This window comes from Sneathiella sp. D3-11 (assembly GCF_055809395.1).
In genome coordinates this window covers 566,453-579,512 of record NZ_CM147911.1, presented here as the reverse complement: position 1 = coordinate 579,512, position 13,060 = coordinate 566,453, and the positions used below count along the sequence as shown (strand labels likewise).

At 55.0% G+C, this 13,060-nt stretch carries 16 protein-coding genes; 13 read left to right on the top strand and 3 right to left on the bottom strand.

Translation table 11 applies throughout. The features are described 5' to 3' along the window. Positions 1 to 23 precede the first annotated feature (23 nt). The 3 genes from AC0L73_RS02995 to erpA form a co-directional block, all read right to left on the bottom strand. Entirely contained in the window at positions 24 to 929 is a 906-nt protein-coding gene (locus AC0L73_RS02995; protein WP_473654820.1) for a hypothetical protein, read from the bottom strand. Positions 930 to 992: 63 nt separating this feature from the next. Next, entirely contained in the window at positions 993 to 1,760 is a 768-nt protein-coding gene (xth, locus tag AC0L73_RS02990) for an exodeoxyribonuclease III (RefSeq protein ID WP_227950469.1), read from the bottom strand. 65 nt (positions 1,761 to 1,825) lie between these two features. Beyond that, positions 1,826 to 2,176 (bottom strand): iron-sulfur cluster insertion protein ErpA, encoded by a 351-nt coding sequence (gene erpA / locus AC0L73_RS02985; protein WP_473654819.1) that lies wholly within the window; start codon positions 2,174 to 2,176, stop codon positions 1,826 to 1,828. Positions 2,177 to 2,301: 125 nt separating this feature from the next. Here erpA and AC0L73_RS02980 point away from each other — a divergent pair, with 125 nt between their 5' ends. The 13 genes from AC0L73_RS02980 (at position 2,302) to tatC (ending at position 13,010) form a co-directional block, all read left to right on the top strand. After that, entirely contained in the window at positions 2,302 to 3,309 is a 1,008-nt protein-coding gene (locus AC0L73_RS02980; RefSeq protein WP_473654818.1) for a DALR anticodon-binding domain-containing protein, read from the top strand. Then, positions 3,310 to 4,185: an SPOR domain-containing protein gene (locus tag AC0L73_RS02975; RefSeq protein WP_227950483.1), complete on the top strand. Its 876-nt coding sequence runs from the start codon at positions 3,310 to 3,312 to the stop codon at positions 4,183 to 4,185. Between the two features lie 213 nt (positions 4,186 to 4,398). After that, positions 4,399 to 5,211: a glycoside hydrolase family 3 N-terminal domain-containing protein gene (locus AC0L73_RS02970; RefSeq protein WP_473654817.1), complete on the top strand. Its 813-nt coding sequence runs from the start codon at positions 4,399 to 4,401 to the stop codon at positions 5,209 to 5,211. After that, the gene (locus tag AC0L73_RS02965; RefSeq protein ID WP_227950487.1) at positions 5,211 to 5,897 is read left to right on the top strand and encodes a site-2 protease family protein; all 687 of its coding nucleotides are present in this window, start codon (positions 5,211 to 5,213) and stop codon (positions 5,895 to 5,897) included. Before AC0L73_RS02970 ends, AC0L73_RS02965 begins: the two co-directional genes overlap by 1 nt. A gap of 49 nt (positions 5,898 to 5,946) precedes the next feature. Beyond that, positions 5,947 to 6,741, top strand: coding sequence for a segregation and condensation protein A (locus AC0L73_RS02960; protein ID WP_227950490.1), 795 nt, complete (start codon positions 5,947 to 5,949; stop codon positions 6,739 to 6,741). Further along, positions 6,738 to 7,346 (top strand): SMC-Scp complex subunit ScpB, encoded by a 609-nt coding sequence (scpB, locus tag AC0L73_RS02955; protein ID WP_227950492.1) that lies wholly within the window; start codon positions 6,738 to 6,740, stop codon positions 7,344 to 7,346. The genes AC0L73_RS02960 and scpB overlap by 4 nt, the downstream gene beginning before the upstream one ends. A 68-nt stretch (positions 7,347 to 7,414) precedes the next feature. Next, entirely contained in the window at positions 7,415 to 7,570 is a 156-nt protein-coding gene (locus AC0L73_RS02950; protein ID WP_473654816.1) for a hypothetical protein, read from the top strand. Further along, the gene (locus AC0L73_RS02945) at positions 7,567 to 8,259 is read left to right on the top strand and encodes an alpha/beta fold hydrolase (protein ID WP_473655409.1); all 693 of its coding nucleotides are present in this window, start codon (positions 7,567 to 7,569) and stop codon (positions 8,257 to 8,259) included. The genes AC0L73_RS02950 and AC0L73_RS02945 overlap by 4 nt, the downstream gene beginning before the upstream one ends. 238 nt (positions 8,260 to 8,497) lie before the next feature. Beyond that, positions 8,498 to 10,132: an ABC transporter permease gene (locus tag AC0L73_RS02940; protein ID WP_473655408.1), complete on the top strand. Its 1,635-nt coding sequence runs from the start codon at positions 8,498 to 8,500 to the stop codon at positions 10,130 to 10,132. Beyond that, positions 10,132 to 11,217: an ABC transporter ATP-binding protein gene (locus tag AC0L73_RS02935; protein WP_473654815.1), complete on the top strand. Its 1,086-nt coding sequence runs from the start codon at positions 10,132 to 10,134 to the stop codon at positions 11,215 to 11,217. The genes AC0L73_RS02940 and AC0L73_RS02935 overlap by 1 nt, the downstream gene beginning before the upstream one ends. Positions 11,218 to 11,365: 148 nt before the next feature. Continuing rightward, a complete protein-coding gene (gene tatA / locus AC0L73_RS02930) occupies positions 11,366 to 11,599 on the top strand; it encodes a twin-arginine translocase TatA/TatE family subunit (protein ID WP_227950500.1) in 234 nt (77 codons plus the stop codon). 53 nt (positions 11,600 to 11,652) lie between these two features. Then, positions 11,653 to 12,141, top strand: a complete 489-nt coding sequence (gene tatB, locus AC0L73_RS02925) for a Sec-independent protein translocase protein TatB (protein ID WP_473654814.1) — start codon at positions 11,653 to 11,655, stop codon at positions 12,139 to 12,141. After that, positions 12,138 to 13,010, top strand: a complete 873-nt coding sequence (tatC, locus tag AC0L73_RS02920; protein ID WP_227950505.1) for a twin-arginine translocase subunit TatC — start codon at positions 12,138 to 12,140, stop codon at positions 13,008 to 13,010. The genes tatB and tatC overlap by 4 nt, the downstream gene beginning before the upstream one ends. Positions 13,011 to 13,060: the final 50 nt, after the last annotated feature.

Genomic DNA, 13,060 nt, shown 5'->3' with positions numbered 1-13,060 from the left:
ACCAGTGATGGGATTTCCACCCCTCACAAACTCTTTAAATACTGATGCGCTTCGGTGAGCGAAAAGCCATGGATTTCACGCACGAGCGCGGTGGCACCGATGGCGTCGCCGCGGCGGACCATCTCGCGCAGGCGATCTTCCTGGCGCTCCTGTGAGAGGGTGAGGAGCGGGGCTTCCTCCGCCGCTTCCTCCTTTTCCGTCAGGTAAAGCCCGCCCAGAATAGTTTCGACCTCTTTCAAGGGAGGGGTGAAGCGGGTCTTGCGGGTATTCCAGTCGACGCGGATGATGCCGGTCTCCGCGCTTAGCTTGATGTCCGCGCCCTTGGCATGGGTGGTAACCCCCTTGATCCATGTCGGACCCTTGCGGGTACGTTCTTTTCCAAGGGCGTCGTCGATCAGGGTAAGATCGGTCCCGTAGAGCGCAATTTCAAGCCATTCTTCCTTGTGAAGATGCTTATCCTCCGGGATGTCTGGATCGGTTACCATGCGGGTTTTCTGCCCCATGAAGTGAAGCGCTCGGATCTCCCGCTTCGGAATAAAGGCGACGATGGGATCGGTGGCATTCAAGCGGTAATCGCCGTAATTGCGAAGCTTGAGATAGACCCCCTCCGGCGTGGCACGGAGCGTCCAGTTGCTGTCCCGCATGGCGGCAAGCGCGGAGGAGAGAAAGACAAGGCCGATCAGGGCGCAGGTCAGCACCGTGATGCTGCAAAAGAACCAGATAAAGACACCGAAAAGGAGGCTGAAAAGCGAGCCCCCGATGTTGAAGAGGCTGTTGATCCCAAGGAATGCAGGAAATCCGATGCTCCAGCCCAAGAGGAACAGCGCGACGATGAAATGCCTTTTCCAGGACATTTTTGCAGTCAGGAGCGCTGGGTTTTGCCGCGCTTCTGCCTCGGTGATCAGTTCAATATTTGCATGCCGGCCCATAATCCCACCTCTTCAGGCATCGAAAGGCGCAGCATAGCCGGAAATCCTTAATATTTTTCTGATCTAGTCCGCAAGATTGACCCAGATCGGCGTATGGTCGGAGGGCTTTTCCTGCCCGCGTGGGCCCTTGTCGATGCCAACCTCCGTCATTCGGTCGGCAGCCTGTGGGGAGAGGAGGAGATGATCAATGCGGATGCCGTTATCCTTCTGCCACGCGCCGCGCTGATAGTCCCAATAGGTGTAGTTCACCTCACTCGTAAAGGCGCGATAGGCGTCGGTGTAGCCGAGATTGAGGATCTGGCGGAAGCGGTTACGGCTCTCCGGACGGGTGAGGGCGTCGCCTTCCCAGGCTTTAGGATCGTAGCAATCCTCATCCTGTGGGATGACGTTATAGTCACCGCCAAGCACAGTGGGTTCCTCCAGCGTGAGGAGGTAATTCGCACGGGTTATCAATCGGTCCATCCAGCCAAGCTTATAGGGAAATTTCTCCGTATCCGTTGGATTTCCGTTCGGCAGATAGATAGAGGCAATGCGGACATTCTCGATAGTTGCCTCGATATAGCGGGCCTGCTCGTCCGCGTCATCGCCCGGAAGGCCGCGCATCACATCCTCGATCGGGGATTTGGAAAGGATCGCCACTCCATTATAGGTCTTCTGGCCATGGGTCTCGACATTATAGCCAAGGTCCTCCACCTCAAGCCGGGGGAAGGCATCGTCAATGACCTTCAATTCCTGCAGGCAGAGTACATCCGGGGCATAGTTTTTGAGATAATCGACAAGCCGCGGCAGGCGGGCTTTCACCGAATTGACATTCCAGCTGGCTATCTTCATCTCTTACCCCACAAAAAAGCCCGGTATTCCGCCGGGCCCTTTTTCTAACATTTTTAGGGAGTCAATCAAATGGCAAATGACGATCCGCAGGAGCAGGAAGCCGTCGCGTTGGGGTTCTTGATCTGGAATGACGCACCGATCATATCCTCGACGAAATCGATTTCTGATCCGGCGAGATACAACAGCGACATTTGGTCCACCAGCAGGGTCGCGCCCTTGTTGATGACCGCCACATCGTCCGGATTTTGCGTATCCTCCAGATCGAAGCTGTATTGAAAGCCGGAGCAGCCGCCGCCATTAACTGCGACACGCAGCATTTTCTTGTCGGAGTTCATTTCCTCGACAATGGCATTGATCCGGTCCGCCGCCGATTCCGACAACTTGACGGGAGGCTCCATATTATCCATGACAGACATTGTACTTAAATTCCCAACTTACAAAGGCAACTGGCCTTCGTTATAGAGACTATATAGCAAATGATGTATTAATCCTAAGCTTGTTTGTCAATCGACGGTCCGGAAAAGTAAACTGTATTATGTCCATGAGTTATATAACCCAGGCCCGCGCGGCGCTGAATGCCGTCCTTGATACGGTTGAGTTTCCCGATGCGGCGTTGAGGCGGCAGATAACCTTACGACCGCCGAAAGAAAAATCCTATGGTGATTTATCATCAAATTCATTTATAGTATTGAAATCAATAGAAAATATTGACTTTAATTTACTCTCACAAAAACTCCGTGACGCCTTTGAGAAATTGGACGGTATTGCCGATGTCCGACTGGAGGATAATGGCTATCTCAATCTTAAATACAATATTATTTACTGGTTAAATAATATAATACCGGTTTTTGAAGAAGGGCCGGAATTTGGTATTGGGGGGATGGCGTCGAAAAAATACACTTTTCCAGCGCCGGAAGAAGTTGTCGATCTTGCGAGTTACCGTCAGCAGGTGAATTTCGAGGCCTTGTCGCGGATCGCAACAACGGTGGGCGCATATGTTGAACGAGAAACCAGGCCTGCGCGGGAAGCTGAGGGATTTCCCCATACCACGGCAATAGCAAAATGCACCGAGGCAAAGGCGCGCTTTGCCGTTCTGGCCAATCCGCCCGGGTTTATCGACGCGTTCAGCCCTATTTTGGCCATAGACCGGCGTTATGATAATCCTGTTTTCGCGATACCTTACACGCGCCTGCTGCTGCAACGGCTCGGCGCGACGACGGAGGCAGCGGAAACCGGGGTGAGTGATGGGGTGGATATGTCAGTTTTAGTATTGCCGGAGGAAGTGATGCTGGCGCGGCGGCTGAATGACTGGCCACTCGCGCTCGAACAGGCTTTAGGTAAGCGAGATGCTTTTTATCTCGCCTCTTTCCTCCATGAGCTTTCCTTGCTATTTTTCCGTCTTGTAGAGCGAGTGCATCCCATATCGTCAAACTATCTGATGGCGGAGGCGGAGGGATCGGCGCGGCATTGCTTGTTGGGCGCGCTCGACAGAATTTTAAGCGGCGGCGTGGGGCTTCTCGGCGTTGATACAGTAAGGGAGTATGGTTAAGTGACTGGCGAAGATGACTACTTGGACGACGACTTCTACGATGGTGATGACGAACCCCGCTTCAGCCGCAAGAAATGGATCGGCGGTATTCTAGCCATTCTGATTGTCGGCGGTTTCGGTGTTGGTATCTGGTACGCTTATGATCAAGGTGTGAAAAAAGGCGTTCAACTTGCCCCGCCGATCATCAGCGCCGACACATCGCCCGTCAAGGTCAAGCCCGACGATCCGGGCGGGATGGACATTCCCAATCAGGATAAAGAGGTTTTCAGCGTTCTCCAGTCTGGTGACGCACCGGAAAAGGTGGAGAAGCTGATGCCGCCGCCGGAAGACGCGATCAAGGATGACGTGGCCGAACAAGCGGCCGATGCCGCGGTGAGTACGGCAGAAAAGGCCGCCGACGACAGTAAGCTTGAAACCCTGATCGAGAAGGCGACGAAAGACGCTCCGTCGGCAGCGGAGGCAGCTTCGAAGGCGGCGAACACGTCAGGAGCAAGCGAGAGCGCGACAGTTGCGGTCAAAAAGCCGGAAGTTGTTGTCGAGAAAGTTGCCCCTGAAGTGGAAGAGAAAAAGGTCGAAGTGGTGGCCGCTCCGGTTCCTAAAAAGGTTGAGGAGCCTAAAGCAAGCGGCCCTCGCTATCGGGTGCAGGTTGGCTCTTTTCGCTCTGCCGACGCGGCGGAGAAACAATGGTCAATGCTTTCTTCCAAGCATAAATCACTTCTCTCCGGCCTTAGCTATCGGGTGCAGGATGTCGATGTGAAGGACAAAGGCACATATTACCGTCTGCAACTCGGGGCTTATGGCAGCCGGGATAGTGCGAACAAGCTCTGTAATGATTTAAAGGCGCAAAAGCAGGATTGTCTCGTTGTCAGCGGCTGATCTATCAAAATGCCGCTCTGTCATTTTTGGCTGCGAGGGGACTAAACTTTCCGCGGCGGAGAAGAAATTTTTCAAGGCGGAGCAGCCTTTCGGATTTATCCTTTTTGCCCGCAATGTGGAAACGCCGAAGCAGCTCAGGAAACTGGTGAAAGCCCTGCGTACGGCGGTTGGCCGACCCGATGCGCCGGTCCTGATCGATCAAGAAGGGGGCGGGTGCAGCGCTTGCGCGGCCCCCACTGGTTCGAGGCGAAGCCCTTTGGGTATTTCGGCGAACTCTATCAGAACAACCCGGAGAAGGCGATTGAGACCCTGCGCCTTACGACGCGGTTGATCGCGGCGGACTTGCAAGAGGCGGGGATCACTGTTGATTGCACGCCTTGTCTAGATCTTTCCCTGCCGGAAACGGTGGATGCTATCGGGAACCGCGCTTTTGCGGAGGATCCGCAAGTTGTTGCCCGCCTCGGTGCGGTAGTCGCGGAAGAAATGCTGACCGCCGGGATCATTCCGGTGATCAAGCATATGCCGGGCCATGGCCGCGCAACGGTGGATAGTCATCACACGCTACCCCATGTCGAGACAGCACCTGAGACTTTGCAGGAAACCGATTTCCTCCCTTTCAAGGCGCTTTCTGTGTTACCGTGGGGAATGACCAGCCATATCGTGTTTGAGGCCATTGACGCGGACCATCCTGCGACCCAGTCAGCGAAGATTATCAAGGATATTATCCGGGGCGAGATAGGTTTCAATGGCCTGTTGCTAACCGATGACCTCAATATGGAGGCTCTGTCGGGCAGTCTGCCAGAACGGGCTACTGCCGCGCTGGAGGCCGGAGTGGATATCGTGCTGCATTGTTCGGGCGTACTCGCGGAAATGCAGGACGTCGCGGCCGTTTGCCCGCCTTTGACGGAGGAAACGCAAACTCGCATTGCCCTTGGCAACCGTGTGTTCGATCACGCAGCTGACAAGTTAGATGCAATGGCGGACCTAGCACAGCTAAACAAACTTCTTGAAACGGACGTCGCCTGATGGATTTTGGCAATATTCTCTACCAGATTTCTGTCTGGATTATCCCGGCGCTTACCGCCATCACTCTGCATGAGGCTGCGCATGGCTTTGTTGCCTGGAAACTCGGCGATGATACGGCGAAGCGGCAGGGACGGGTGACTTTCAATCCATTCAAACATATCGATCTTATGGGAACGATCATCATTCCGGGATTCCTGTTGTTGATCAAGGCTCCGTTCCTGTTTGGTTATGCGAAGCCGGTGCCGGTGAACTTCGGCCGCTTGGGTAATCCACGCCGTGATATGATCTGGGTGGCGCTGGCCGGGCCGGGGATGAATTTTCTGCTCGCCTTCCTCTTTGCACTTGGGATTCATCTTCTGCCGCTTTTTCCGGGAGAAGTCGCTCAATGGCTCGCACATAACTGTAAAAATGGTATTATTCTCAATGTTGTATTGGGCGTTTTTAACCTACTTCCGCTGCCGCCGCTCGATGGCGGGCGGGTCGCGGTTGGAATCCTGCCGGATAGTCTTGCCCTGCCACTCGCCCGGCTGGAACGCTATGGCTTCTTCATCCTGATCGGCGTGATTTTTCTTCTACCCATGATCACGCGTCAGCTCGGCATGGAGGTCGATTTGCTGAACTGGCTGTTCACCGGGCCCATCAGCTATGTGGTCAATCTGATTGCCAATCTGGCCGGTCTGGGATAGGCTTTTGCAATGCTGACAGGCTCACAATTTGCAATAGAGGCGGCGCGCCGTGGATAAGGGATCCTTCGACGATGCGGGACAGAAAAACCCCGATGTTATTCCGCTTCCCACTCATGCACTGCTAGTCGATCTCGACGGCTACGAAGGTCCGCTGGATGTGTTGCTTGTGCTGGCGCGGGACCAGAAGGTCGATCTCCTTAAAATTTCCATTTTGCAACTGGCCGAGCAATATCTCGCCTTTATCGAGCAGGCCCGCGCGCTACGGCTTGAGGTGGCGGCAGATTATCTGGTCATGGCGGCCTGGCTAGCCTATCTGAAATCGCGTCTGCTTCTCCCGGCGGAAGAGGATGATGGCCCAAGCGGGGAGGAACTGGCCGACCGGCTCGCCTTTCTATTGAAAAAGCTGGAGGCGATGCGAGAGGCGGCGGAAAAGCTGATGAACGGCACGGTTGTTGGGCGGGATCAGTTGCAGCGGGGCCGTCCGGAAGCCATCCGGATCACCCGCCATTCGAAATATGAATGTACGCTGCGTGAGTTGTTGCAGGCCTATGCTGCACAGAAGGAACGCAAGGGCATTATCAACCCACTCCGGCTGATGCGGGACGCCGTCTTCTCGGTGGAGGAAGCGCTGGATCGGCTTGAAAAGATGCTCGGCACGCTGCCGGAATGGACGGATTTGATGGCCTATCTGCCAGAAAATATCTCAGATCCTTTCAGTCGCCGTTCGGCTCAGGCCTCGACCTTGCTGGCAAGTCTGCAGATGGCGAAAGAGGGGCAATTGGAGTTGCGACAGGGCGCAACGTTCGGCCCTATTCAGGTGAAAAAGAGGAAGAGCGAGAAATGAGTCTCGATCCCGAGCATGTCAGAATGGCGGAGGCGTTATTGTTCGCTTCGAAAGAACCGCTGGACGAGGCAGCGCTGGCTGAACGTCTGCCCGACGGCGCGGATATTCCGGCTATCCTTTCGACAATTGAGGAGCAATACCGCCATAAAGGCGTTAACCTCACTCGTCTCGCCGGGAAATGGACTTTCTTGACGGCACCGGATCTTTCCTGGTTGCTGGAGGAGGAACGAGAGACAACCCGCCGTCTCAGCCGCGCCGCGTTGGAGACATTGGCGATTATCGCCTATCATCAACCAGCGACCCGCGCCGAGATTGAGGAAATTCGCGGAGTTGGCCTCAGTCGTGGCACCATGGATGTGTTGTTCGATGCGGGCTGGATACGCCCGCGTGGCCGCCGCCGTACGCCGGGGCGGCCGGTCACCTACGGCGTGACAGAAGATTTTCTTATTCATTTCGGACTTGACGATATCAAGGACCTTCCGGGCTTTGACGAGATGAAAGCTGCGGGGCTTTTGAGTACGGAGCCCACTGGTATTTTCAACGATCTTGCCCACCCAGGCGAAGAACTGGATGAAGTTGAGGATCCGGAGGAAGAGGAACTCTAGGCGGGCATCGTCGCCATCACGAATAACAAGAACAAGCCATCACAAGGTGACAAAACGAGGGAGTGGGGATGTCAACACGCAAGGGATATGTCTTTATTCATGGGGCTTGGCATAACAGTGAGACATGGGCCGAAATAAAGCCTCGCCTTGAAAGGCAAGGGCATCTCGTGCAGGCAGTTGATTTACCGGGGCCGGGCCAAATGCGTCCGAACCGGCCTCGCTGACACGGCGACCTTTCGACGCCGACGCTTTTGCAACGGAACCTTCTCCAAATGCAGATGTCACGCAACGGGAACGAACAGATGCCGTTATCAAGGTGGTTCGCGACATCAATAGCCAAACCGGCGGCAAGACCATTCTGGTTGGGCATTCGCTTGGCGGCTTGACGGTGTCGCATGTGGCAGAAGAAATTCCAGAGGAAATCGGAGCGGTAGTTTATTTAACGGCCATGATGCTTCCGAACGGAATGTCCGCACTGGAAGTATCGAAACGCGACGCGAAACCGGATGAAATGCTCCCGTCCCTGATATGTGCAAATCCGTCTGTTGTTGGGGCGATGCGCCTGAATACCAGAAGTGAGGACGAAGGCTATCGCGCGCGGATGAAGGAATGTTTCTATGGCGATGTCGATCAGGAGACGTTTGATAGAGTGAGTAAAAGCCTGCATTGCGACGAACCGGCAGGGGTGCGGATAGAGCCGTCACCCATTACGGCTGGGAATTTCGGAACTGTTCCGAGACATTACATTGAATGTTTGGAAGATAACGCGATTCCCATTTATCGGCAGCGGTTTATGATCCAGGCCGTTGATGCCAACGTGCGGTCGAAAACAACCGTCCATACCCTCGAAAGCAGTCACTCGCCTTTTGCCTCAATGCCGGATGAACTTGGCGAGATTCTGTTGAACATTTGAGGTTCAGACCCGTTTCGGTCGGCTGATACGGCAAAACGCGGCGATTTGCCGCTAACATCCGCCTTTTCTTATCCCTTGCAAATGATTATTATTTACCGATTGCGCCGGGTGGCTTAGATAAGCCCCTTCGCGTGAACTGGAATGAGGGATATCATTGGCAGTACTGGAGTTTGAAAATCAGCAACCGCTTGCGCGGCAGGGGCGGCGGCGCAAGGGCGCGTCCCTTGCGACGGGCTTTGTGTTGCTGATTGCGCTCATCCTGTCGATCCCGGTACTAGCTGTCCTCGGCTATGTCTTTGTGCCCGCGCAGGACATATGGGCTCATCTCGCCAGTACGGTTCTGCCGACCTATCTCTATAACACGCTCCTGTTGACGCTCGGCGTTGCGGCCATGGTGTTAGTGATCGGAGTGGGGACAGCTTGGCTGGTCACCATGTGTGAATTTCCAGGGCGAAGGATATTCTCATGGGCACTGTTCCTGCCGCTTGCCATGCCCGCCTATATCATTGCCTATACTTATACCGGCATGTTCGATTTTGCGGGGCCTATCCAGACAGCACTCCGTGAGACGTTTGGCTGGAGCCGGGCAGATTACTGGTTCCCGTCGATCCGGAGCCTTGGTGGTGCCATCACCATGCTCGGTCTTGTGCTCTATCCATATGTCTATCTGGTCAGCCGCGCAGCCTTTCTGGAGCAATCGATCTGTGCGCTGGAAGTGGGGCGGACATTGGGGCGCGGGCCGTGGCGCGGTTTCTTCTCGATTGCGCTTCCGCTCGCCCGTCCGGCCATTGTCACAGGCCTTGCGTTGGCGCTGATGGAGACGTTGAGTGATTTCGGCACTGTTGAGTATTTCGCCGTTGATACCTTTACCACCGGCATCTACCGGACCTGGTTTGGCCTGGGGGAGCCGGCGGCAGCGGCGCAACTCGCGGCGATCCTGATGCTCTTTGTCTTTACCCTGATCCTGATCGAGCGATTTAATCGGGGAAAACGGAAATTCCATCACACGACCGGGCGATATCAGAAAATCACCCGCTATTCTCTCCCCAAGGGGCGGCAAGGGTTTGCCATGCTGGCCTGCGCGCTTCCGATTATTCTCGGTTTTCTGCTGCCGACCGGATGGCTCCTGAAAGACAGTATATCGCATTCCAGCAGCGCCTTTAACGCCCATTTTCCGCAGTTGGTGCTGAACAGCGTGACCGTGGCCCTGATCGCGGCGGGGCTGTCGCTATTGCTCGCATTGTTCTTGATCTACGGTCTGCGGCGGGAAAGCCGTGCGCCGTCCCGGCTGGAGCAGGGGGCGCTGCGCGTTGCCTCAATGGGCTACGCGGTGCCAGGCCCTGTGCTCGCCGTCGGGATCATGCTCCCCTTCGGATTTGTCGATAACGCGGTCGATAGCTGGATGCGTGACGCGTTTGGTATCTCGACCGGGTTGATTTTAAGTGGCACCATGGTTGCGCTCTTGTTTGCCTATATTGTGCGGTTCCTTGCAATTTCCCTCAATACGGTGGAGGCCGGGGTGGATACAGTTACGCCCAATATGGATCGTGCCGCACGAACCCTCGGTGTTACGGGACTGAAAAAGATGTTCCGGGTGCATGTCCCGATAATTTCGGGCAGCCTGATGACGGCGGTCCTGCTTGTCTTTGTTGATGTGATGAAGGAGTTACCGGCGACCCTCGTTTTGCGGCCCTTTGGCTTTGACACATTGGCGATCCGTGCTTATGAAATGGCGAGTGACGAGCGGCTCGCTGATGCGGCGGGACCATCGTTGGCCATAGTTATTGTCGGTATCCTGCCGGTTATTATCCTCAGCCGGGCAATCGCTAAATCCCGGCCGGGACAGCATACAGCTTCGAGAAACGATTTTTAATGAGTAATCTGGTTTTCAGGAATGTCCGTCATCAGTATGACGGGGTAAATTCCGTCGATATCGAGCATCTGGAAGTGGGGGCGGGCAAGCTTGTCTGCCTGCTCGGGCCGTCAGGCTGCGGTAAATCGACGACGTTACGCCTTGCCGCGGGGCTTGAAAGCCCGATGAGCGGTGAAATCAGCATTGAAGGCGAGGTGATGGCCGATGACCGCGTCTTTGTCGGACCCGAGGATCGCCGCGTCGGGCTGATGTTTCAGGATTACGCCCTGTTTCCGCATCTGACTGTGGCGGATAATGTTGCTTTCGGCCTCTCGCACCTCAGCGGGGAGGAAAGGCGCGCGCGGGCGCATGCGATGTTGGAGACCGTCGGCATGGCGTCCTCGGCACAGAAATACCCGCATATGCTCTCCGGTGGGGAGCAGCAGCGCGTGGCGCTTGCCCGGGCACTCGCCCCAAGCCCTCGTATCATGCTGATGGATGAGCCATTCTCCGGCCTCGACGCAGTTTTGCGTAATCGGGTGCGGGATGAGACGCTGGCCCTCTTGAAGGAAATGGGCACGACCGTGTTGATGGTCACCCATGATCCAGAAGAGGCTTTGCGCATGGCTGACGAAATTGTGTTGATGCGCGCCGGTAAAATCGTGCAGCAAGGCCCCGGCGGTGAGCTTTATGATCGTCCGGTTGATGCATTCGTGGCGTCCTTCCTCGGCGATGTAAACCGGGTTCCTGCGCGCCGGAATGGTGATTTTTTCGAAACTGACCTCGGGCCGATACCCATTACTGCTGCTGCGACAGGTGACAAGGCGGCCGAGATCCTGATCCGCCCGGAGGCGATCCGATTCCTGCCCGTGGTCGACGTTAACGCGCCGACGGGGAAAGTGGTGCTATCGCGTAATCTTGGGGCCTATAGCCTGATCGATATCCAGTTTGAGAGCGGTTTTCGGGCGACAGCGCGCGTCGCGTCGATGTATCAGCCGAAGGTGGGGGAAAGCTGCTCTTTCTCGCTAAATTTAGGCGGCGTTTTCATTTTTCCGGAGCCTGGAAATGGCACATACGTCGATAAACACATATCAAACGCAAATTAAATGTCGTATAAACGCCTATAGACCTTTATATAAAACGAAGGGAGAGCCGCAGAGTTCCTTGAAAAAGTCCAGGGTTGGAAACTTTTCGGTGTTTGCGGTCGTCATATAGATTTAAGATATTCTCGAGATGAGAACAGGAGCATAGAACATGAGTATTGGTCCGTGGCAAATTATTCTAATTCTTGTCATCGTGCTCATTATTTTTGGTGCCGGCAAGCTGCCGCGCGTTGCCGGTGATCTGGCAAAGGGCATCAAGAATTTCAAAAGCGGGATGAACGAAGACGACAAGCCGGAGAAGGCCGAGGAGAGCAAGCCTGAAGTGCTTGAATCCGCCAGCAATAATGACAAGGCCGATAGCAAGGACAAGGCGGCGCAAGGCTAAGCCTTACGCGGCCTCATTCGTGAAACCCTTCAACCTGGACGAAGTGAATAGCCATGTTTGATATTGGCTGGACAGAAATGGCCTTTGTGCTGGTGATCGCTGTGCTGGTCATCGGACCAAAAGACCTGCCAAAGGCAATCTCGACCATCGGAAAATATGTTCGTAAGGCCCGCTCCATGGCGCGGGACTTTCAGTCCGGCATCGATGATCTTGCCCGGGAGACGGAACTGGATGAAATCAAGAAGGATATTCAGAAGGGGACGGATTTCAATATCAAGAAGCAGATCGAGGATGCAGTCGACCCAACCGGTTCCAAAGAGAATATGTTCAACGATATCAAGCCGCAGATCCGGGATCCGCGCGACAGCGCCAATAACTATTCTACCCCTCCAGTAAAAAGCGGGGAGGGGACGCAAAGCCCCGCCAAGGCCGACGCACCATCGGTCGCAGAGAAGACCGCCCCCGCCAAACCCGCTGAGCCTGCCCCTGTCAAGACAGCGGATGCTCCGCCAGTGCCTAAATCGGAAACCAAAGCGTCGTGAACGAAACGGAGATTGACGAGAGCAAGGCTCCCCTGATGGAGCATCTGATCGAGTTCCGCAATCGGCTGGTTTACTCGGTCATTGCGCTTCTCGTCGCGTTTATCCTTTGCTACGTCGTGGCGGAGGATCTGTTTGCCTTTCTCGTCCGACCGTTAGTGGAGGCGATGGGCGATGATATCGAAGGCCGCCGGATGATTTTCACCGGCCTGCACGAGGCCTTCTTCACTTATATCAAGATTGCCTTCTTCACGGCGATGTTTGTCTCTTTCCCGATTATTGCAACTCAGATCTGGATTTTTGTGGCACCAGGCCTTTACAAGAATGAAAAGAGCGCGTTTCTGCCCTTTCTTGTGGTGACGCCGATCCTGTTTTTCTTAGGTGGCGCATTGGCCTATGAAATCGTTATGCCACTGGCGTGGAAATTCCTGCTCAGCTTTGAAAGTAACGGCCAGGCCAGCCTCTATGCGCGGGCTGTTGCCGCAATTGTCGAGCATTACCCGACAATGGTGAATTACCTGCCCACGCCGTCCGAGCCGATGGCCCTGCCGATCCAGTCGGAGACGCGGGTCAGCGAGTATCTCAGCCTCTCCATGAAGCTGATCTTCGCCTTTGGTCTTTGCTTCCAGCTTCCGGTTTTGCTGACGCTGCTTGGGCGTGTTGGCATTGTCTCTTCTGCGGGGCTGAAGGCGAAATTCAAATATTCTATCGTTTTTGCCTTTATCGCGGCGGCAATCCTGACACCACCCGATCCCTTGAGCCAGATCACCCTCGCCATCCCGATCATCGTCCTCTACGCGATTTCAATCGTCAGCGTCCGTATGGTCGAGAAAAAACGCGAAGCGCGGGAAGCATTGGAAGACGAAGACTGATCTTTCATCGCCGCCTGTGGGCTGGTCACCACATTTTTGAGATAAATTTG